The organism is Burkholderia sp. Bp9015, assembly GCF_003853505.1.
Taxonomy (GTDB): domain Bacteria; phylum Pseudomonadota; class Gammaproteobacteria; order Burkholderiales; family Burkholderiaceae; genus Burkholderia.
Genome location: NZ_QTPZ01000006.1, coordinates 185696 through 206751 on the forward strand (window position 1 = coordinate 185696; position 21056 = coordinate 206751).

Here is a 21056-nt window from a genome sequence, read left to right on the forward strand (position 1 = left end):
CGCGGCGAACCCTCATCAGGCTGGATGGACGGCCGAGTGGCGGCCATCCGGCGGTGAAGCAGCCGCGCGATGCGCGGCCTCACCGGTCACTTCTTCTTTTTCTTGTCCTTCGCGCCGGACTCGGACTTGCCGTCCTTCCTGTCCTTCTTCTTTTTCTTCTTGCCGTCGTCGTCCGGCGTGGCGAGCAGCGTGCCGCGGCATACGGTCGCGCCGCAATGGCACGCGTATTCCCGCTTGAGTTTCTTCGTCAGCTTCTCGTCGATCACGAGGCCGTAGTCGTAGAACAGCTCTTCTTCCGGCCCGATGTCGCGCAGTGCGTGGATGAACACGCGACCCTTGATCTCCTCGGCCTCGCAGTTCGGCGCGCACGAATGGTTGATCCAGCGCGCGCTGTTGCCGTCGATCTTGCCGTCGATCACCCCGCCCTCTTCCAGTGCGAAGTAGAACGTATGGTTCGGCTCGTTCGGGTCGTGCGGATGGCGGCGCAGCGCTTCCTTCCACGAAATTCGCTCGCCCTTGTATTCCACTACGCGTTCGCCGGCCTTGATCGGCTCCACCGCGAACACGCCCTTGCCGTGAACTCCCGAGCGGCGTACCGCGATCCTGCGTGAACTCATCGAACGAATCCTTTGAAGACGACTTGAATGGAAGACGGCCGCGCCTTCGTTTTGCGCGGCCCTGCGTCGCGCAAAACGAAAACGCGGCACCGGTCGGTGCCGCGTCGGGACATGCGGCGAATCACCCGCATCCTACACGTTCAAGATTGCTTCGCTCAACATCGCGCGCAATATTGCGCGCATGACGCTCAGCGCTGGCCGAATGCGATGTCGCCGAACAACGCCTTGTGCTCGCGCGGCTGCGAACGCCAGTACTGCGGCGGCGCCGACACCTGCGCGCCGAGCTCGGCAGCCGCATGCCACGGCCAGCGCGGGTCGTACAGCATCGCGCGCGCCATCGCGACGAAATCGGCGTCGCCCGACTCGATCAGCCGGTTCGCATGCGCGGGATCGTTGATCAGGCCGACCGCGATCGTCGGCATCCCGACCGCGCGCTTCACCGCCTGCGCGAACGGCACCTGGTAACCGGGCGACAGCGGAATCTTCTGTAGCGGCGACACGCCGCCGGACGACACGTCGATCCAGTCGCAGCCGCGCTGCTTCAGCTCGTGCGCAAACGCGATCGTGTCCTCCAGTTCCCAGCCGCCCTCGACCCAGTCGGTCGCCGACACGCGCACGCCGACCGGCCGGTCCGCCGGAAACGCCGCGCGCACGATCTCGAAGATCTCGAGCGGAAAGCGCATCCGGTTTTCGCGCGAGCCGCCGTATTCGTCGGTACGCTGGTTCGCAAGCGGCGACAGGAACTGATGCAGCAGGTAGCCGTGCGCCGCATGCACCTCGATCGCATCGATGCCGAGGCGCGCGGCACGCTTCGCGGCGGCGGCGAACGCGTCGCGGATCCGGTTCAGGCCGGCCGCGTCGAGCGCGAGCGGCGGCGTCTCGCCGTCCTTGTGCGGCAGGGCCGACGGCGCATGCGGCAGCCAGCCGCCATCGGCGACGGACACGAGCTGGCCGCCCTTCCACGGCACCTCGCTCGACGCCTTGCGCCCCGCGTGCGACAGCTGCATCGCGACGCGGACCGGCGAATGTTTGCGGATCGCCGCCAGCACGGGCTTGAGCGCTGCTTCGGTCGCGTCGTCCCACAAACCGAGGTCGCCGGCCGTGATGCGCCCGTCGGGTTCGACCGCGGTCGCTTCGATGCAGAGCAGGCCCGCGCCGGACAGCGCGAGATGGCCCAGGTGAATCATGTGCCAGTCGGTCGCCTCGCCGCGCTCGGCCGAGTACTGGCACATCGGGGAGATCACGATCCGGTTCGGAAGGGTCACGCCGCGCAGCGTGAACGGGGAAAACAGCGCAGTCATGGAGGCCGCTCGCCAGGAAAGGGAAACAGCGGACGAGCGTAGCATGCGGGCTCGAAGCCTGCTGGCGGCCGGTTCGGCAGTAAGCGGATGGTCAGGTAGCGCCGCCGCGCCGCCGGCAGCGATGCCGCGCGCACACGGCATGCAGCGGTGCGCCGGCCGGCAAGGCCTGCGGGCCGGTCACACGCGGCGCCGGCTCGCTCCGGATCAAAGCCCGACGCTGTCGAGCCACTCCGCGAACATGCGTCGCGCGGCCGCCTCCAGCGCCGGACCGTGCTGCACGGTGTCGGCGCGCAGCTGGCGTGCGTCGATGCCGGGCGTCGACGCGATTTCGCCGGCGTTGCCGATCAGCCAGGGTTCGAAGCGGTCGGCACGGATTTCGGGATGGCATTGCAGCGCCAGCACGTGCTGCCCCCACGCGAACGCCTGGTGGCGGCAGGCCGGTGTCGAGGCCAGATGGATCGCGCCGCCCGGCAGGTCGAACGTATCGCCGTGCCAGTGCAGCATCGAGGTCGCCGCGCCGTCGAGATGGCGCAGCGGCGACGCGCGGCCCGCGTCGGTGAGCGTCAGCGGCGCCCAGCCGAGTTCCTTCTGCGCAGCCGGATAGACGCGCGCACCGAGCGCGCGGGCGATGAACTGCGCGCCAAGGCAGATGCCGAGGATCGGCAGCCCGGCGTCGATGCGCTGGCGCACGAGCGCCGTGAGCGGCGCGATCGACGGATACTGCGCGTCTTCGTACACGCTGAGTGGCCCGCCGAGCATCACGAGCAGCGCCGGCTTGAGCGCGTCGAGCACCTCGACGCGCGACGCGCCGACGTCGACGTAGCGCACCCGCCGCCCGCGCGCCCCGAGCACCTGCTCGAAGCTGCCGAGGTCCTCGAAATGCACGTGGCGGATCGCCACCACTTCAGCGTTCATCATCGGCCTCCCGGTCGATCGACGGACGTCAGCCGGCGAACACCTTCCAGGTCTTCTTTTGCGTTGCCGCGTCGGCTTCTTCGTGCACCGAACAGTCCAGACGCAGATCGCTGTCGGCCATCGACAGGTCGAGCGCCGCGCAGTGATGCACGGTCTTCTTCGACTGCTTGCCCGGCTGGAAATGCGCGCACGTCAGGCACATGCGCTGCGGCGGCGTCGCACCGGCCACCTGCAGTTCGCGCAGCGTCTTCAGCAGCGCGCGGTACAGCGCGCCCTGCTCGTCCGCGCCGAGCTTGCCGACCGCCTTCGTCAGGAATTCCGGCCATTGCAGCGCCTTCTTCGCCGCGGTACGGCCGCGGGCCGACAGGCGCACGGCAAGCGCTCGGCCGTCGTCCAGCGCGCGGCGCTTCTCGACGAGCCCCTTCGTCTCCAGCGTGCTGACCGCATCGCTGGTGGTCGCAGCCGTGAGCTGCGTCTCGCGCGCGATCTCGCCGAGCCGCATCGGGCCCTTGCGTTGCAGCAGCAGCACGAGGATCTCGCCCTGCGTCGGCGTGAGGCCCGCGCCTTCCGCCCAATCCCATGCCTGGCTTCGCATGGCCGTACTCAACCGCAGCAAGCTGTGGGTCACACGTCCCGAAGCCTGATTCCCGTAAACGCCTTCGCTCATAGTCTTTTCGCTTTGCCGCCGCCCGGATTGCCGAGCAGCCGTAGTGTGGAGATCGAATGTCTATCTCAAAACAGACGCTCGTCGAGGAGCGTCGACACGGCCGTCGCGAGGCACACGCGGCGGTCGCGTTCGCGGCGACCGGTGAGACACAGGTCATTCCGGTGTCCGCAAAGCCGACATTCTAAGCGAGAGCGGAAAATCGCACAGCTAAGTTATCCCCTTCATTCTGTGGAAAATCGCTGGATAACCGGATTTTTTCGTTGTGCCGGCAATCCCTGCCGGCCTGACGGCACAACGCGCAAACATTTTCCTGTTCAAATCGGCCATCGTGCGGCTAGCGGCGATCCACCGGGTTATCCATGCCGCAGTGCGTTGACTTTGCAGCGGAATATCCAGTTATCCACAGATTTTCAGGATGACTGGCGACGCGGTACGCCCGAATCGGCGTCGACCGGCATTCAGCGAATCGCCGCGCGGTCGAGCCTGTAATCTGCAAAACATTTTTTCATTCACGCCAGCGCAGGCACTGCTGGCGGACCGTCTCGTTCAGCGATTTTTCCTGTTTGAAAACGGTTCTCAACCACGATGCGTCATTCACGCGCGCCTTCGCGAGCGCACCGATCTCGTCGAGTGCCGCGCGCGAACCGAGCGCGGCCGCATGCGGCGCGATCCGGTCGAGCGTGTCGAGGATGTCTTCCGCGATCGTGCGGCGCTCACCTGTCTGAGGATTGACACAGGTGCCCTCGAGCCCGAAGCGGCAGGCTTCGAAACGGTTGAATGTGTAGACGAGATAGTCGTCCTCCGACAGCTTCAGCGGCCGGTCGGTCAGCAGGTAGCGCGCGAGCGTCTGGATGTAGCACGCGATCGCGGCCGCGCGGTCGACCGACAGCGGCGTGTCCATCACGCGCACCTCGATCGTCCCGTAGCCGGGCTTCGGCCGGATGTCCCAGTAAAAGTCCTTCATCGAGTTGACGACGCCCGTGTTGACCATCTTCGTGAAGTACTCCTCGAAGCTGTCCCAGGTCAGCACGAACGGCGCGCGGCCCGACAGCGGGAACGCGAACACCGAATTCAGGCGCGCCGAATGGAAGCCGGTGTCGACGTTCTGCACGAACGGCGACGACGCGGACAGCGCGATGAAGTGCGGAATGAAGCGCGACATCGAGTGCAGCAGGAACAGCGCGCTGTCCGGATCGGGACAGCCGATGTGCACGTGCTGGCCGAACACGGTGAACTGCTTCGCGAGATAGCCGTACAGCTCGGAGATGTACTGGAAGCGCGGCGCGTCGTAGATCTGCCGGTCGCTCCATTGCTGGAACGCGTGCGTGCCGCCGCCGGCGAGCCCGACGTTGAGCTGGTCGGCCGCCTTCACCAGCACGTCGCGGATCGCGTGCAGCTCGGAGACCGCCTGCTCGTGCGAATGGCAGATGCCGGTCGACAGCTCGATCATGCTCTCGGTGATTTCAGGCGTGATGTTGCCGGGGAAGGTCTCGCCCTGGATCAGGCGCATCAGGTCGGATGCAGCCTTGGTGAGGTCGTAGTTGTGCGTGTTGACGACCTGGATCTCCAGTTCGACGCCGAACGTGAACGGTTCGGAATTGACGAAGGTTTCGAGTGCCATGGCAGGTTCCGGAATCAGTTTCTGTCGCTGCGTTCGCTGACCGCCGACAGGCAGCGGTAGACGACGAACGGGCTGACGAGCTGCAGGATCACGATCGTGCACATCACGATCGCGCGCAGGTGCGGGTCGAAATTCGGATAGAGCTGGTAGGTGTCGTCGACGAGCAGGTACGACAGCGCGGACATCGGTGTCAGCGCGATGCCGAGCGCGACGCCCTGCTTCATCCCGAGCCCGCTCGGCTTCGCGAACGCGACGACGCCGGCGAGCTTGGCGGCGAGCCGCGTGACGATCAGCGCGATCGCGAGCAGGCCGCCGAGCGCGATGTCGCCCCACGTGAACGACGTGAGCGTCAGCACGAACAGGATCACCGTCAGCAGCCAGCCGGCCGTGCCGAAATGCTCGGGCCACAGCTGCGGCCGCGCTTCGAGGTTCTTCACGATGATGCCGGCGAGCAGCAGCGTGAGCAGCGTCGACAGCTTCAGCGCCTGCGCGACCGCGATCGCGAGCATCACGAGCCCGAACAGCGCGACGAACGAATGCTCGTCGCGCATCGTCGCGGTCATGTGACGGAACAGGTAATTGCACGCCCGCGCGACCAGGTACGCGACGATGAACGAACCGGCGATCAGGTAGGCGGGTTGCAGGATCGTCGCGAAAACGTTCCCGTACGCTTCCTGGTGGAGCCAGCTCGTGACGAGCTTGGTCAGCACGATCGCGTACACGCTGTTCAGCGCGGTCAGCGTGATGAGGCGCTGCGACACCTGCCCTTCCGCGCGCAGCTCGGTCTTGAGCTGGATCACCATCGACGGCGACGTCGCGATTGCGATCGCCGACAACACGAGCGCGACCATGCCCGACACGCCGAGCGCGAGCATCACGAACAGCACGAGCACGAACGTCAGCGTCGCCTCGGCCAGGCTCGACGCAATGAGCCACGGATTGCGGCGGATCCATTTCAGGTCCAGGCGGCTGCCGAGCTCGAACAGCAGCAGGCCGAGCGCGACGTCGATCAGCAGCCGCGAGGTTTCGTCGGTGCTCGCGTCGATCACGCCGAATCCGAACGAACCGGCGATGAGACCGATCACCGCATACCCGGTGATGCGCGGCAGCCGCCATGCGCGATAGCACAGCTCGCCACACAGACCGGCCGCGAACAACGCGAGCCCGGCCCAGAACACGGCATCCGGCGCGAGCGGCCAATTGGGCAGGAATGAAAACGCCGACTTCATCGTGGTGACTTCTCCTTTGGAAGCAATCGCCAGCGGCGCGGGGTCAAGCGTCAGAAATGAGATGCGCGCCGGCTGGGTATCGCCCCGAGTGTGAATGTTGTGGTCGACGACGGCGGGACATGGGATCCGCCTCTTTCCGCCATCCGGCGGAACTGTCGTTCAGGCTGCCGATCTGGATTGTCGGCCTGGTGTGTGAACGGACTGCGCAGTCTCGATGATTCAGATTCGAAATCGAGCCGACCGTTCCATTGAAGCATGTCCGGCGCTTGGCCGAACGAACGCGAAGGAAACCGATTGTGCCACAGCTTTTTCGCTCCGGAACCGATTGAATCGACTCGCGGCGCTGTGAGGCGCCACAGGTCTTTGGTTTCAATGGTTTACTTGTATATATACGTAGTAGAAGTTAACAAGGCGCTCACAGTTCTGTGGATAACTTCGGTTTACGCAACAAGATCAAGGCGTTGGCGCGGCCATAAGTCGTTGCACAGGCTGTTTGCTCACAGAGGTTTGAGTTGGGCAACTTTCGGGCCGTTTCACAGCTGTGCCGAGTTGCCCAGTTTACGTCCACTGTGATTGCACACGAAGTGCGTGCGGATTTCGCGCGGTTATCCACAGCGTCGCGTGGATAACCTTGCGCGAAAAAATCGAAGGACTGTGAGGATTCGGCTGACGAGATCAGCCGATCTGGCGGCCGCGCAGCGCGCGGATCAGGAACCGGGCCGGGTCGACGGCATCGGCGAGTTCGCGCTCGAGCGGCAGCGGCTCGCCTTCCAGTTGCGACGCGATCAGTTCGGCGCCGAGCGCGGCCCACACGAGGCCGCGGGAACCGTAGCCGAATGCGCCGTACAGGCCCGCGGTGCGCGGCAGGTCGCGCGCCCTCGCACCGCTCAGCGCGCGTGCGTTCGCGACGGCCTGCGCTTCGTCGGCGAGCGGGCCGATCACCGGCACGCGGTCGGCGACGACCCAGCGAAACGCGACGCGCCCGCGCAGCGTATCGACGTCCGGCAGCTCGCCGATCAGGCCGGGCAGCAGATGCCGGACGCGCTCGATATTTTCGATATGCCCGGCGCCGCGCATCGCCGGATCGAGGTCGTCGGGTTCGAACGTCGCGCCGATCAGCAGCGTGCCGTCGTCGAGCGGTACCGCATAGCCGTCGCCGATCGCGGGGCACGGCAGCGGTGCCGTGCTGCCGGGCGGCAGCAGCGTGAGCTGGCCGCGCACCGGCTGCAGCGCGACGTGCCGCAGGCCCGCGAGACGCACGGCGTCGCCGGCGTTCGCGAGCACGACGACCGGCGCCTCGGCAAGCGTCGCGCCTGCCGCGTCGACGGCGCGCCACGTGTCGCCATCGCGCTCGAGGCGCGCGACTTCGGTGCCGGCGAGCAGTGTCACGCGTTCACCGGCCGCCGCGACTTGTGCGGCGCAGACCCCGGCCGGCCAGACGGCGCCGCCGTGCGGAAACAGCAGGCCGCCATGTGCGACCGGCAGGTTCAGATGCGCGCGCGCGGCGTCCGTGTCGAGCAGCGACACGTAGTCGGACGGTGCGCCGAGCGCGTCGAACGCATCGCGCATCCGCACGAAATCGTCGGCCGATTCCGCGAGATGGATCATCCCGCGCGTGCTGCGCGCGAACGCATGACCCGCATGCTCGAGCGCGCGCCAGCGTGTCAGTGCATGCAGGAAACCGCTGCGCGTGAGGCGGCTCGCGACGTTGTCGTCGCGCGTCATCAGTGGATGGAATGCGCCGGCCGGATTGCCCGATGCGTCGCTCGCGATCCGCGCGTGCCGCTCGATCAGCGTGACGTTCCAGCCGCGCGCGGCGAGTCGTTCGACGACCGCGCAGCCGGCCAGCCCCGCGCCGATCACGATCGCGTCGCGCGCGGCAACCGGCAAGGCGCGCGGCGGTTCGTGCCGGCGCATCCGCCAGCGCGGTGCGTATTCGCCCGCGAGCATCGCGAACTTGCCGGCCAGCCCGGCCATCTTGCGATACGTGAAACCCGCTTCGAGGAGCGCTTGTTTCACCACGCCCGCGCTCGAATAAGTCGCAAAGGTCGCTTTCTCGGCGGCGATACGTGCGAGCGCGCGGAACACATCGGCCGACCAGAGATCCGGGTTTTTCGCGGGCGCGAAACCGTCCAGATAGAACGCATCGGCGCGGGCGACCAGTTTCGGCAGCATCTCGCACGCGTCGCCCAGCGCGAGCGTGAGCACGACCCGGCCAGCGTCGAATTCGAGGCGATGAAAACCGGGAACGAGCATCGGCCACGCATCGGCGAGCATTTCTGCTTCCGTCGATATAGTTGTGTTCGCAACCATATGGGACAGTGCCAGGCGCAGGTCATCGCGCGAAAACGGATGCTTCTCGAACGACACGAAATGCAGCCGTTCGCAGCGCGCGGGATCGTCGCGCCAGGCGGCCCAGGTCGCGAGGAAGTTGACGCCCGCGCCGAACCCCGTCTCGACGATCGTGAACGTGCGCCGGCCTTGCCAGCGCCCGGGCAGCGCGTTGCCCGCGATGAACACGTAGTTCGCCTGCGCGAGCGCGCCCGCGACGTTGTGATAGATGTCGCCGTACGCGGGCGAGATGAGGGTGCCGTCGTCGCGGAACGCGAGCGTGGCGGGAACGAGTCGGTCGGGCATGCGAAACAAAAAACGTGGCAGCCAAGCCTGGCAAGGGATTGCGCGGAGGCGTCCGGCGGGTCGTTGGCAAAAACCAACGGCGTTGCGCGGCGGCGGACCCGGCTGCGTATCCCGTCCGGTTGGCGCAGGTCAAAAAACGGGCAATCGACGATTCATTCGGCGAAATACCGATGAAAATCTTTGAAACCCTTGTCGTTATTGGGTTTGCGCTGCGCTATCATAGCAACGCCGTACCGCGGGGTGGCCTTCCGGCAAACCGGACGGCACGTCGCGCGGGCCAGGATTCGGCGCTGTGCCGTCGAAGTCTGACTCTCGACGGCACGGTTCGCGCACGTATAATCGGCGCGTTCGCGCTGTTCGTGTCAAACCTAACCTGAAAAAGGAACCTTAATGAACAAACAGGAACTGATCGACGCCGTCGCCGCCCAAACGGGCGCCAGCAAGGCTCAAACCGGCGAAACGCTGGACACGCTGCTCGAAGTCATCAAGAAGGCCGTGTCGAAGGGTGATGCGGTTCAGCTGATCGGCTTCGGCAGCTTCGGTTCGGGCAAGCGCGCAGCACGTACGGGCCGCAACCCGAAGACCGGCGAAACCATCAAGATCCCGGCAGCCAAGACGGTCAAGTTCACGGCTGGCAAGGCGTTCAAGGACGCCGTCAACAAGCGTTAATCCAGCGCCTGTTCCAGGAAAAAAACCCGCCTTTCGGCGGGTTTTTTGTTGGGCGCGCGCGGCATTTTTGCCACAGTTCGCGCCCCTCTTGCAAGATTTAACGGTTGCCTGTCGCAGGCCGTTTTTACCGCGTATTACGCGTGCACGATCTGCGTGTCGCCGGGATCGTCGTCGTCGTGCGCATCGACATCCCACACCGGAAACGGATCGTCGAACGTGCTCCATTGCGCCGCACCGAGCGCGAATTCCGCATCGGTGAGCAGGCATGCGTCGAGTTTTGCGCGCCATGTGTCGGCATCGAGCCCGATGCCGATCAGCACCAGTTCCTGACGGCGATCGCCGACCGAGCGGTCGTCGAGGTCGCCCTGCCACTCCGTGCGAATTTCGGCGAGCAACTCGTCGTCGTCCGGCCATTCCGCGCGATCCTGCGCGGCCCACCAGAGGCCCGCCGGGCCATGCCGGCATACGCCGCCCGCCTGCGACAGCGAGCCCGCGATGTCGTTGCGCGTCGCGAGCCAGAAGAAGCCCTTGCTGCGCAGCACGCCCGGCCACTCCTGATGCAGCAGCGCCCAGAGCCGTGCCGGATGAAACGGCCGGCGCGCGCGGTAAACAAAATTGCCGATGCCGAATTCGTCGGCTTCGCCATGCACGTGCGCATGATGCGGATCGTGGCAGTCGGGATCGTCGCAATGCGTGTGATCGTGATCGAGCGACGCGAGCCAGCCCGGCGCGTTCGCGGCCTCGTCGAAATCGAAGCGGCCGGTGTTCAGCACTTCCTCGAGCGGCACGTTGCCGAACGTCGACACGACCTGGTGCGCGCGCGGGTTGAGCCGCGCGAGGATGTGCTGCAGGCGCGCGAGTTCTTCCGCGCCGACGAGGTCGGTCTTGTTGATCACGAGCACGTCGCAGAACTCGATCTGCTCGATCAGCAGCTCGACGAGCGTGCGATCGTCTTCGTCCGATGCGGCGATGCCGCGCGTCGCGAGCGCGTCGTCGGAACCGTAGTCGCGCAGGAAATTGTAGGCGTCGACCACGGTGACGAGCGTGTCGAGCCGCGCGACGTTCGACAGCGATGCGCCGTCGTCGTCGACGAACGTGAAGGTTTCGGCGATCGGCATCGGCTCCGCGATGCCGGTCGATTCGATCACGATCGCGTCGAAGCGGCCATCCGCCGCGAGATTGCGGATCTCGACGAGCAGGTCGTCGCGCAGCGTGCAGCAGATGCAGCCGTTCGACATCTCGACCAGGCGTTCCTCGACATGCGACAGCGCCTGCGCATCGCGTACGAGCGACGCATCGATGTTGACCGCCGCGAGATCGTTGACGATCACGGCGACTTTCAGGCCTGCGCGGTTCGCGAGGATGTGATTGAGCAGCGTGGTCTTGCCGGCGCCGAGGAAACCGGACAGCACGGTGACGGGCAACGGCTGGTTCATTGCCGGATTCATAACGATTTGCACCAACGGAAAAAAGGGAAAAGCGGCCGCGGCGCCCTGACGGGGCGCGATCGGCCCGGAGCCGGTCGCCCGGGCCGGTCGAAACCGCGGCGTGAGATCCGCATTGTGCATCAAACGCGCGCCGGCCGAGCGGCACGGCGTCGGCAAGCGCCGCGGCGCGGCGTCACTGCTCGGGCGGCATCAGCTTCCACTGCGTCAGGATCCCGGCGATCTGCCGCGCATACTTGTCGCGCAGCGACGGCGTTTCCGAATGATAGGCGCCGACGGCCTGCCATGTGTTGCCGTAGCGATTCATCTTCTGGCGCAGGTGCCACGCGGCGATGTAGACGTTCTTGCACGGCTGCATCAGCGTGTCGCGGCCGATGCCGTAGCGCGACAGCGCCGGCAGGTGGATCGAATTGATCTGCATCAGGCCGTAGTCGACCGAGCCGTTCGTATTCTTGTTCAGCGCGTCGGGCCGGTTGTGCGACTCCTGCCACGCGATCGCGCGCAGGATCAGCGGATTGACCTTCTGGTAGCGGGCGGCCTCGTCGAAACAATCCGCGCGTGCGCTTCCGCAGGCGAACCACACGCCGGCGGCGATCAACGCGATCGAAGCGAACCGTCTGTTCATGGTGCGGAAAACGAAAGGAATGGGCGCAAGGATCGGGAAAACCCGTGTCCGTTATTCGTGCGACTGGAAACGTGCCGCCCGTATCATACCGAGAGTCCGTCACGTGGCGACATGCGAACGACGGCTGCCCGTTTATACCGCATTTTCGTGTCGATTCATCGCAAAAACGACGGCGACGGACGGCATGCCGGGGCGGCGCCGAAATCTTACATATTGCATACGGCGCGCCGGATACATGTCGTATGTGAGACAGTCCTCGGCTCAATGTGATATTCCGGACATGAAAAGCTGCTAATGTCGCCTCTTTCGGACCTGGATCCCAGCACTACCGCCGGAAGTGGCCTGAGCCGGCATCGACCCATTCATCCATGACAAGAAATCGCTTCGTTATGCGGCGCATCGCGACGACCCTGATCGTCGCCGGCATCATCGTCTCGCAGGCCGCCTACGCTCAGGTCACGCTCAATTTCGTGAATGCGGACATCGACCAGGTCGCCAAGGCGATCGGTGCCGCAACCGGCAAGACCATCATCGTCGACCCCCGCGTGAAGGGGCAGCTCAATTTAGTGGCCGAACGGCCGGTGCCGGAAGACCAGGCGCTGAAGACGCTGCAGTCGGCGCTGCGCATGCAGGGCTTCGCGCTCGTGCAGGATCACGGGGTGCTGAAGGTCGTGCCGGAAGCCGACGCGAAGCTGCAGGGCGTGCCGACCTATGTCGGCAATGCGCCGCAGGCCCGCGGCGACCAGGTCATCACGCAGGTGTTCGAGCTGCGCAACGAATCGGCGAACAACCTGCTGCCGGTGCTGCGGCCGCTGATCTCGCCGAACAACACGGTCACCGCCTACCCGGCGAACAATACGATCGTCGTCACCGACTACGCGGACAACGTGCGCCGCATCGCGCAGATCATCTCGGGCGTCGACAGCGCCGCGGGCGCGCAGGTCCAGGTCGTGCCGCTGCGCAACGCGAACGCGATCGACCTCGCCGCGCAGCTGCAGAAGATGCTCGACCCGGGCGCGATCGGCAACAGCGACGCGACGCTGAAGGTGTCGGTCACCGCCGACCCGCGCACCAACTCGCTGATGCTGCGCGCGTCGAGCGCGTCGCGCCTCGCGGCCGCGAAGCGCCTCGTGCAGCAGCTCGACGCGCCGAGCGCGGTGCCCGGCAACATGCACGTCGTGCCGCTGCGCAACGCCGACGCGGTGAAGCTCGCGAAGACGCTGCGCGGGATGCTCGGCAAGAGCAGCAGCGACAGCGGTTCGTCGGCGTCGTCCAACGACGCGAACAGCTTCAACCAGGGCGGCGGCTCGTCGCAGAGCGGCAACTTCTCGACCGGCACGTCGGGCACCCCGCCGCTGCCGTCGGGCGGCCTCGGCGGTTCGTCTTCGTCGTCGTACGGCGGTGGTTCGTCCAGCGGCGGCGGTCTCGGCACGGGCGGCCTGCTCGGCGGCGACAAGGACAAGAGCGGCGACGACAACCAGCCGGGCGGGATGATCCAGGCCGACGCGGCCACCAACTCGCTGATCATCACCGCGTCCGATCCCGTTTACCGCAACCTGCGCTCGGTGATCGACCAGCTCGACGCACGGCGCGCGCAGGTCTATATCGAAGCGCTGATCGTCGAGCTGAACTCGAATACGTCCGGCAACCTCGGCATCCAGTGGCAGATCGCCCAGGGCCAGTTTCTCGGCGGCACGAACTTCAGCGCCCCCGGTACGCCCAGCGGCAACATCCTCGGGGTGTCGGGCGCGGTTGCCGCCGGTGGTACGGCGGGGCTCGGCGCGCTGGGGCAGACGCTCCTGCCGGGCCTGAACGTCGGCTGGCTGCACAACATGTTCGGCGTGCAGGGCCTTGGCGCGCTGCTGAATTATTTCGCGGGCGTGAGCGACGCGAACGTGCTGTCGACGCCGAACCTCATCACGCTCGACAACGAAGAGGCGAAGATCGTCGTCGGCCAGAACGTGCCGATTCCGACGGGGTCGTATTCGAACCTGACGAGCGGCAACACGAACAACGCATTCAATACCTACGATCGCCGCGATGTCGGCCTCACGCTGCACGTGAAGCCGCAGATCACCGACGGCGGCATCCTGAAGCTGCAGCTCTACACCGAGGATTCGGCGGTCGTCACCAGCACGTTGACCGCCACGACCGGCCCGACGTTCACCAAGCGCTCGATCCAGTCGACGATCCTGGCGGACAACGGCGAAATCATCGTGCTCGGCGGCCTGATGCAGGACAACTACAACGTGTCGAACAGCAAGGTGCCGCTGCTGGGCGACATCCCGTGGATCGGCCAGCTGTTCCGCTCGGAATCGAAGAACCGACAGAAGACCAACCTGATGGTGTTCCTGCGCCCGGTGATCATCACCGACCGGCAGACCGCGCAGGCGGTGTCGGCGAACCGCTACGACTATATCCAGGGCGTCACGGGCTCGTATAAGTCTGACAACAACGTCATGCGTGACAAGGACGATCCGACCGTTCCGCCGATGCCGCTCGGCCCGAGCGAAGGCGGCTCGGCACTGAACCTGTTCGACCTGACGAAGATTCGCCGCCAGCAGCAGGGCCCGCAGCCGGCGCAGCAGGCGCAACCGGCCGTCCAGCCGCAAGCCGTGCCGCAGCAGCAGATGCAGCAACAGCCGCTGACGGTGCCGTCGGGAGCCTCGCAGTGACCGACGTGCTCGCGTCCTCCGCCCACGACGGCGCGCCGGGCGAACGGCAGCCGCCGTCGCCGCTCGCCGCGCGCCTGTTGCCGTACGGCTTTGCGAAGAGCGGCCAGGTGCTGATCGCGCACCAGCTCGACGACACGCTCGAGGTGTGGATCAGCGAACGCACGAACGATGCGGCGCTCGCCGAAATCGCGCGCAACTTCGGCTCGATCTCCGTGCATCGCGTGCCGGCCGACGAACTTGCGCAGGCGATCAACCAGGCCTACGCGCGCCAGGACGGCAGCGCGGCGCAGATCGTCGGCGAGGTCGAAGGCGAAGTCGACCTGTCGCGGCTGATGCAGGACATCCCCGAAGTCGAGGATCTGCTCGAATCGGAGGACGACGCGCCGATCATCCGGATGATCAACGCGCTGCTCACGCAAGCGGCGCGCGAACAGGCATCGGACATCCACATCGAGCCGTTCGAGAATGCATCGGTCGTGCGCTTTCGCGTCGACGGCACGCTGCGCGACGTCGTGCGCCCGAAGAAGGCGCTGCACGGCGCGCTGATCTCGCGGATCAAGATCATGGCGCAGCTCGACATCGCCGAGAAACGCCTGCCGCAGGACGGCCGCATCACGCTGCGCGTCGGCGGCCGGCCGGTCGACGTGCGCGTGTCGACGCTGCCGACCGGGCACGGCGAGCGCGCGGTGCTGCGTCTGCTGGAAAAGGATGCGCAGCGCCTGAACCTCGAAGCGCTCGGGATGGGCCGCGACACGCTCGTCCAGTTCGACAAGCTGATCGCCCGCCCGCACGGGATCGTGCTGGTGACGGGCCCGACCGGTTCGGGCAAGACGACGACGCTGTATGCGTCGATGTCGCGGCTCGAAACGGCGACGACCAACATCATGACCGTCGAGGATCCGATCGAATACGACCTGTCCGGCATCGGCCAGACGCAGGTGAACGAGCGGATCGGGATGACCTTCGCCCGCGCGCTGCGTTCGATCCTGCGCCAGGACCCGGACGTGATCATGATCGGCGAAATCCGCGACCTCGAAACCGCGCAGATCGCGGTGCAGGCGTCGCTCACGGGCCACCTCGTGCTCGCGACGCTGCACACCAACGATGCGGCGTCCGCCGTCACGCGCCTGACCGACATGGGCGTCGAGCCGTACCTGCTCGCGTCGTCGCTGCTCGGCGTGCTCGCGCAGCGCCTGGTGCGGCAGCTGTGCCCGGTCTGCAAGGAAGAGCGGCAGGAGGAAGGCCGCACCGTGTGGCATCCGGTCGGCTGCGACAAGTGCGGGCATTCGGGCTACACGGGCCGGCGCGGCGTATACGAACTGCTGGTGGTCGACGATTCGATCCGTACGCTGATCCACCGCAACGCGGCCGATGCGGAGATTCTCGCCGCGGGCCGCGCGGAAGGGATGCGCACGCTGCGCGACGACGCCGAGCGCTGGCTCGCGGCCGGTGCGACGTCGCTCGAGGAAGTGCTGCGCGTGACGGGAGGCGCATAGCGCGATGTCGGCATTCCGTTTCGAAGCAATCGATTCGGCCGGGCGCGCGCAGAAGGGCGTGATCGATGCCGACAGCGCGCGCGCCGCGCGCGGCCAGCTGCGCACGCAGGGGCTCACGCCGCTGGTGGTCGAGCCGGCCGCCAGCGCGAGCCGCGGTGCGCGCTCGCAGCGCCTCGCGTTCGGCCGCAAGCTGTCGCAGCGCGAGCAGGCGATCCTCACGCGCCAGCTCGCGAGCCTGCTGATCGCGGGGCTGCCGCTCGACGAGGCGCTCGGCGTGCTCACCGAGCAGGCCGAGCGCGACTACATCCGCGAACTGATGGCCTCGATCCGCGCGGAGGTGCTCGGCGGCCACTCGCTCGCGAATGCGCTGGGCCAGCATCCGCGCGACTTCCCGGAAATCTATCGCGCGCTCGTCGCGGCGGGCGAGCACACCGGCAAGCTCGGCATCGTGCTGTCGCGCCTGGCCGACTACATCGAACAGAGCAACGCGCTGAAGCAGAAGATCCTGCTCGCGTTTACGTATCCGGGGATCGTCACGCTGATCGCTTTCGGCATCGTCACGTTCCTGCTGAGCTACGTCGTGCCGCAGGTCGTCAACGTGTTCGCGAGCACGAAGCAGCAGTTGCCGATCCTCACGGTCGTGATGATGGCGCTGTCGGATTTCGTGCGGCACTGGTGGTGGGCGATCCTGATCGCGGCCGCGCTCGTCGTGTGGGTCGTGAAGGCGACGCTGTCGCGCGACGGGCCCAGGCTCGCGTTCGACCGCTGGGTGCTGACCGCGCCGCTCGCGGGCAAGCTCGTGCGGGGCTACAACACGGTGCGCTTCGCGAGCACGCTCGGCATCCTGACCGCGGCCGGCGTGCCGATCCTGCGCGCGCTGCAGGCGGCCGGCGAGACGCTGTCGAACCGCGCGATGCGCGCGAACATCGACGACGCGATCGTGCGCGTGCGCGAAGGCTCCGCGCTGTCGCGCGCGCTGAACAACGTGAAGACGTTTCCGCCGGTGCTCGTGCACCTGATCCGCTCCGGCGAGGCGACGGGCGACGTGACGACGATGCTGGATCGCGCGGCGGAAGGTGAGGCACGCGAGCTCGAACGCCGCACGATGTTCCTGACGAGCCTGCTCGAGCCGCTCTTGATCCTGGCGATGGGCGGGATCGTGCTCGTGATCGTGCTGGCCGTGATGCTGCCGATCATCGAGCTGAACAACATGGTGCAGTGACGGCCTGACCGCCGGTCAGGCCACCGCCGTTCAACGCATGTAGATCGCGGGCGACGGCGTGTTCGCGGGGAGCTGGACTTCGGCGCGCGCGCCGTTGCGGTCGACGATGATCGAGCGGTTGCGCACTTCGGCGAGCTTCGCGCCGGGCGCGAGCTCCGCGCCGAGCGACACGGCGCGCGGCGGCTCGCCGCCGATGCCGACGATCGCGGCGCCGCCATGATCGAGCGCGAGAATGCCGAACAGGTGGATGTCCTGCACGGGATTCTTGTCGAGCTGGCCGCCGAAGAGCGCGGCGGCGTCCTCGGTGCGGATCGGCAACCGCGCGGCGGCGGCGGGCAGCGGCGCTTCGCGGGCCGACAGCGTGACGACCCAGTAGGTGGCCGTCGCGCACAAACCCGCGAAGAGGGCTAGGGAGAGGATCCGGATCGAGAGCGCGTTCATGCGCGCTATTGTACGGATGTATATGAAATTTGCGTTGGGTGAAAGCCCTCGGCAGTGCGCGCCTTACAATGCGTGCTCCGCGCCCGGGGGAAACGGAAGCTGGCCGTCAGGCAAACGTCCGGAATGCGCCGGGTGCGTCACTTAATCGACGACATTTTTTGGAAGAGGTAGTCAGTCATGCAAACGTGGATCACTCGCCGTAATGCGGCCGTGCGCCGTCAGCGCGGTTTCACGCTGATCGAGATCATGGTGGTGGTCGCGATCCTCGGGATCCTGGCGGCACTGATCGTGCCGAAGATCATGAGCCGTCCCGACGAGGCGCGCCGTATCGCCGCGAAGCAGGACATCGGCACGATCATGCAGGCGCTCAAGCTGTACCGGCTCGACAACGGCCGCTATCCGACCCAGGAACAGGGCCTGAACGCGCTGATCCAGAAGCCGACCACCGATCCGATCCCGAACAACTGGAAGGACGGCGGCTATCTCGAGCGCCTGCCGAACGATCCGTGGGGCAACGGGTACAAGTACCTGAACCCGGGCGTGCACGGCGAGATCGACGTGTTCAGCTACGGCGCCGACGGCAAGGAAGGCGGCGAGAGCAACGACTCCGACATCGGTTCGTGGCAGTAAGCCTGCGCTGACCGTCCCGACGTTCTCCCCGTTCTTCACTCCATGCCCGCCCCTCGCACGCCCTTGCGCTCCGCTCGCGCTCGCCGCGACGGCCGCGTGCGGCGCGGCGCGGCCGTGACCGTGGCACGCGCACGCGGCTTCACGCTGCTCGAGATGCTGGTCGTGCTCGTGATCGCGGGCCTGCTGGTGTCGCTCGCGTCGCTGTCGCTGACGCGCAATCCGCGCACCGACCTGCGCGAGGAAGCGCAGCGCATCGCGCTGCTGTTCGAGACGGCCGGCGACGAAGCACAGGTGCGCGCGCGCCCGGTCGCGTGGCAGCCGACCGCGCACGGTTTCCGCTTCGACGTGAGCTCGCCCGACGGCTGGCACACGCTGCGCGACGACGTGCTGCGCCCGCGCGACTGGGACGGCGGCGTCACGGGCGCCGATATCGACTATCCCGGTTCGGACACGCGCGCGAGCCGCGTCGTGTTCGGCACGGAAAGCATCGACACGCCGGTGCGCGTGACGCTGCATTCGGCGGTGGGCAGCGCGACGATCGTCGGCACCGGCAACGGCCGCTACGAGGTGCAATGACGATGCGTCGTCGCCTGCCCTTTCCGGCCGCTTCCCGCCCCCCAAGGGGGCTCCCTTCGGGGCACCCCAGGCGTACTTCCTCCGGAGACCGGCCTGCGGCCGGCCTCGTCGGGGCGCGCGGCTTCACGATGATCGAGGTGCTGGTCGCGCTCGCGATCATCGCGGTCGCGCTCGCCGCGTCGATCCGCGCGGTCGGCACGATGGCGACCAATGCATCCGATCTCCACCGCCGGCTGCTCGCCGGCTGGAGTGCCGACAACGCGCTCGCGCAACTGCGCCTCACGCATGCGTGGCCGGAGGTCGGCGAACAGAGCTTCGACTGTTCGCAGGGCAACCTGCAGCTGGTCTGCACGCAGCGCGTGAGCACGACGCCGAACCCAGTGTTCCGGCGCGTGCAGATGTCGGTGAGCATGCCGGGGCGCGCCGGCGTGCTCGCGCAAATGGTGACGGTGGTCGCGAATGAAACCAGCCGTCCGCTCTGACGCGCCGATGCCGCGCCGGCCGCTGCGCGCCGCCGGCTCGCGCCGCGTGCGCGGCTTCACGCTGATCGAACTGATGATCGCGATCGCGATCCTCGCGGTGGTCGCGATCCTGTCGTGGCGCGGGCTCGACCAGATCATGCGCGGCCGTGACAAGGTCGCGGCCGCGATGGAAGACGAGCGCGTGTTCGCGCAGATGTTCGACCAGATGCGCATCGACGCGCGGCTCGCCGCGACCGACGACGAAGCCGGCCAGCCGGCGATCGGCGTCGCCGGCAACACGCTGCAAATCGTCCGCGAGCTCGACGTGCCGGGCGCCGCGCCGCGGCTGCAGGTGGTCCGCTACCGGATCGCCGGCGGGCGCGTCGTGCGCTATGCATCGCCGCCGCTCGACGACGCGAACCGCCTGCGCGACGTGCTGAAGGACAGCAGCGTTGACGGCTGGAGCTGGGTCGCGCTGATGGGCGGCGTCGGTGCGATCGACGCGAAGCTGTACGTGCCGCGCGTCGGCTGGACCACCAACCTGCAGACGGCCAACGACGCGCTCGCGCAGAACAACGATGCGCTGAAGGTGCCGCAGATCGGCAACGCGCCGCCGGCGCGCGCGGTGACGGGGCTGCAGGTCAGCATCGGCGCGACCTCGCTGCGCGTGCCCGTCACGCGCATCTTCCTCGTCGGGGAATGACGATGCGTGCGCGCCCTCACCGTACCCGGTTCGCCGCGCGTGGCGCCGCACGCGGCCGCCGCGAGCGCGGCGCGGCGATCATCACCGCGCTGCTCGTCGTCGCGCTGTCGGCGATCCTCGTGTCGGGGATGCTGTGGCGCCAGCAGGTGCAGATTCGCCGCATCGAGAACCAGCGCGTGATCGCGCAGGCGCAGTGGGTCGCGCGCGGCGCGCTCGACTGGACGCGCATGATCCTGCGCTCCGAGGGCGACACGGCGCCCGGCATCACCTATCTCGGCGGGATCTGGGCCGTGCCGATCGCGAAGACGAAGCTGTCGGATTTCCTCGGCCGGATCGGCGCGCCGAACGACAACGGCGGCGAAGACACCTACATCTCCGGATCGATCGAGGACGCGCAGGCCAAGTACAACCTGCGCAACCTCGTGTCGTCGCCGGCGCCCGGCGTGCTGCAGCTCAACGCGATGCAGCTCAAGGCGTTCCAGCGGCTGTTGACGACCCTCGGCTACGACGGCGCGCTCGCGAAGCGCATCGCGCTGCAGATGCGCGCGGGCCTGATGCACTCGGCGACGCGTTTCCAGACGCCGACGCTGCCCGGCGCCGGAACGGCCGCGACCGCGCCGGTGCCCGGCGGCGACACGGCCGGCAACTTCACCGACGAGCCGGGGATGTCCGACAGCGACCGCGGGCCCGCGCCGCTCGTGATGACCGGCGTCGACAGCCTGCTCGACGTCGACGGCGTCACGCCCGAAATGGTCGCGCGGCTGCGCCCGTTCGTCACCGTGCTGCCGACCACGACGCCGGTGAACATGAACACCGCGCCGGCCGAGGTGATCGCGGCGCTGATGCCGGGGATGAGCGTGTCGTCCGCGCAGGCGCTCGTCGCGCGGCGCGAGACCGTGTTTTTCCGCAACGTCGGCGACGTGCAGCTCGCGCTGCGCGGTGCCGGCGCGCCGAACGTGACGATCGACTCGAGCCTCGTCGACGTCAATTCCAGTTACTTCATCGTGCATGGCCGGATTCAGCACGATCGCGCGGAGGTCGATCGCACCTCGCTCGTGTATCGTGATCCGACCACGCACTCGACGCGGGTCGTGCGCATCCGCGACCAGCTATAACGACGCCATCC

Annotated in this window: 21 protein-coding genes; 11 read left to right on the plus strand and 10 right to left on the minus strand. The window is 67.1% G+C overall.

The window, feature by feature from the left end:
- Positions 1-86 precede the first annotated feature (86 nt).
- The 4 genes from DIE12_RS09450 to DIE12_RS09465 form a co-directional block, all read right to left on the minus strand.
- A complete protein-coding gene (locus DIE12_RS09450; RefSeq protein ID WP_124520439.1) occupies positions 87-617 on the minus strand; it encodes an SET domain-containing protein in 531 nt (176 codons plus the stop codon).
- A gap of 188 nt (positions 618-805) precedes the next feature.
- Positions 806-1918, minus strand: a complete 1113-nt coding sequence (locus DIE12_RS09455; protein WP_124486810.1) for an NADH:flavin oxidoreductase/NADH oxidase — start codon at positions 1916-1918, stop codon at positions 806-808.
- A 204-nt stretch (positions 1919-2122) separates the two neighbouring features.
- A complete protein-coding gene (locus DIE12_RS09460) occupies positions 2123-2833 on the minus strand; it encodes a glutamine amidotransferase (protein WP_124520510.1) in 711 nt (236 codons plus the stop codon).
- A 28-nt stretch (positions 2834-2861) separates the two neighbouring features.
- Positions 2862-3500, minus strand: a complete 639-nt coding sequence (locus tag DIE12_RS09465; RefSeq protein ID WP_059682639.1) for a MarR family winged helix-turn-helix transcriptional regulator — start codon at positions 3498-3500, stop codon at positions 2862-2864.
- A gap of 56 nt (positions 3501-3556) precedes the next feature.
- On the opposite strand from DIE12_RS09465, the gene DIE12_RS38580 reads away from it, so the two are divergent.
- Complete coding sequence (locus DIE12_RS38580) at positions 3557-3685, plus strand: hypothetical protein (RefSeq protein ID WP_260426250.1); 129 nt, start codon at positions 3557-3559, stop codon at positions 3683-3685.
- A gap of 320 nt (positions 3686-4005) precedes the next feature.
- Here DIE12_RS38580 and DIE12_RS09470 read toward each other — a convergent pair whose 3' ends face one another.
- The 3 genes from DIE12_RS09470 to mnmC form a co-directional block, all read right to left on the minus strand.
- Positions 4006-5121, minus strand: coding sequence for a YbdK family carboxylate-amine ligase (locus tag DIE12_RS09470; protein WP_006490006.1), 1116 nt, complete (start codon positions 5119-5121; stop codon positions 4006-4008).
- Between the two features lie 14 nt (positions 5122-5135).
- Positions 5136-6350, minus strand: coding sequence for a cation:proton antiporter (locus DIE12_RS09475; protein WP_044845215.1), 1215 nt, complete (start codon positions 6348-6350; stop codon positions 5136-5138).
- A gap of 675 nt (positions 6351-7025) precedes the next feature.
- Entirely contained in the window at positions 7026-8987 is a 1962-nt protein-coding gene (gene mnmC, locus DIE12_RS09490) for a bifunctional tRNA (5-methylaminomethyl-2-thiouridine)(34)-methyltransferase MnmD/FAD-dependent 5-carboxymethylaminomethyl-2-thiouridine(34) oxidoreductase MnmC (RefSeq protein WP_124520626.1), read from the minus strand.
- Between the two features lie 14 nt (positions 8988-9001).
- Between mnmC and DIE12_RS09495 the strand changes: the two genes are divergently transcribed.
- Together DIE12_RS09495 and DIE12_RS09500 are read left to right on the plus strand one after the other, a co-directional pair.
- Positions 9002-9364 (plus strand): hypothetical protein, encoded by a 363-nt coding sequence (locus tag DIE12_RS09495; RefSeq protein ID WP_124486807.1) that lies wholly within the window; start codon positions 9002-9004, stop codon positions 9362-9364.
- Between the two features lie 13 nt (positions 9365-9377).
- Positions 9378-9656: an HU family DNA-binding protein gene (locus DIE12_RS09500; RefSeq protein ID WP_006401505.1), complete on the plus strand. Its 279-nt coding sequence runs from the start codon at positions 9378-9380 to the stop codon at positions 9654-9656.
- Between the two features lie 134 nt (positions 9657-9790).
- On the opposite strand, the gene DIE12_RS09505 is transcribed toward DIE12_RS09500, so the two are convergent.
- Together DIE12_RS09505 and DIE12_RS09510 are read right to left on the minus strand one after the other, a co-directional pair.
- Entirely contained in the window at positions 9791-11104 is a 1314-nt protein-coding gene (locus tag DIE12_RS09505) for a GTP-binding protein (protein ID WP_124520437.1), read from the minus strand.
- Positions 11105-11276: 172 nt separating this feature from the next.
- Positions 11277-11726, minus strand: coding sequence for a lytic transglycosylase domain-containing protein (locus DIE12_RS09510; protein ID WP_044845212.1), 450 nt, complete (start codon positions 11724-11726; stop codon positions 11277-11279).
- Positions 11727-12094: 368 nt separating this feature from the next.
- Between DIE12_RS09510 and gspD the strand changes: the two genes are divergently transcribed.
- The 3 genes from gspD to gspF are packed head-to-tail and all read left to right on the plus strand — an operon-like array spanning position 12095 to position 17119.
- On the plus strand, positions 12095-14401 hold the full coding sequence (gspD, locus tag DIE12_RS09515) for a type II secretion system secretin GspD (protein ID WP_124486805.1): 2307 nt from the start codon (positions 12095-12097) through the stop codon (positions 14399-14401).
- The gene (gene gspE / locus DIE12_RS09520; protein ID WP_124486804.1) at positions 14398-15897 is read left to right on the plus strand and encodes a type II secretion system ATPase GspE; all 1500 of its coding nucleotides are present in this window, start codon (positions 14398-14400) and stop codon (positions 15895-15897) included. Before gspD ends, gspE begins: the two co-directional genes overlap by 4 nt.
- A 4-nt stretch (positions 15898-15901) precedes the next feature.
- Positions 15902-17119, plus strand: a complete 1218-nt coding sequence (gene gspF / locus DIE12_RS09525; protein ID WP_124486803.1) for a type II secretion system inner membrane protein GspF — start codon at positions 15902-15904, stop codon at positions 17117-17119.
- Positions 17120-17149: 30 nt separating this feature from the next.
- Here the strand turns inward: gspF and DIE12_RS09530 are convergent, their stop codons facing one another.
- On the minus strand, positions 17150-17560 hold the full coding sequence (locus tag DIE12_RS09530) for a hypothetical protein (protein WP_044845208.1): 411 nt from the start codon (positions 17558-17560) through the stop codon (positions 17150-17152).
- 177 nt (positions 17561-17737) lie between these two features.
- Between DIE12_RS09530 and gspG the strand changes: the two genes are divergently transcribed.
- From gspG to gspK, 5 genes are read left to right on the plus strand one after another with little or no spacing between them, the layout of a single operon-like run.
- Positions 17738-18190 carry a type II secretion system major pseudopilin GspG gene (gene gspG / locus DIE12_RS09535; RefSeq protein WP_027783126.1) on the plus strand — a complete coding sequence of 151 codons (453 nt, stop codon included), beginning with the start codon at positions 17738-17740 and terminating at the stop codon, positions 18188-18190.
- A gap of 42 nt (positions 18191-18232) precedes the next feature.
- On the plus strand, positions 18233-18766 hold the full coding sequence (locus DIE12_RS09540; RefSeq protein ID WP_124520436.1) for a GspH/FimT family pseudopilin: 534 nt from the start codon (positions 18233-18235) through the stop codon (positions 18764-18766).
- Between the two features lie 2 nt (positions 18767-18768).
- Positions 18769-19248, plus strand: a complete 480-nt coding sequence (gspI, locus tag DIE12_RS09545) for a type II secretion system minor pseudopilin GspI (protein ID WP_409333448.1) — start codon at positions 18769-18771, stop codon at positions 19246-19248.
- Entirely contained in the window at positions 19226-19930 is a 705-nt protein-coding gene (locus DIE12_RS09550; protein ID WP_124486801.1) for a type II secretion system protein J, read from the plus strand. Before gspI ends, DIE12_RS09550 begins: the two co-directional genes overlap by 23 nt.
- A 2-nt stretch (positions 19931-19932) precedes the next feature.
- Positions 19933-21045, plus strand: a complete 1113-nt coding sequence (gspK, locus tag DIE12_RS09555; protein WP_124520435.1) for a type II secretion system minor pseudopilin GspK — start codon at positions 19933-19935, stop codon at positions 21043-21045.
- The last annotated feature ends 11 nt before the right edge of the window (positions 21046-21056 follow it).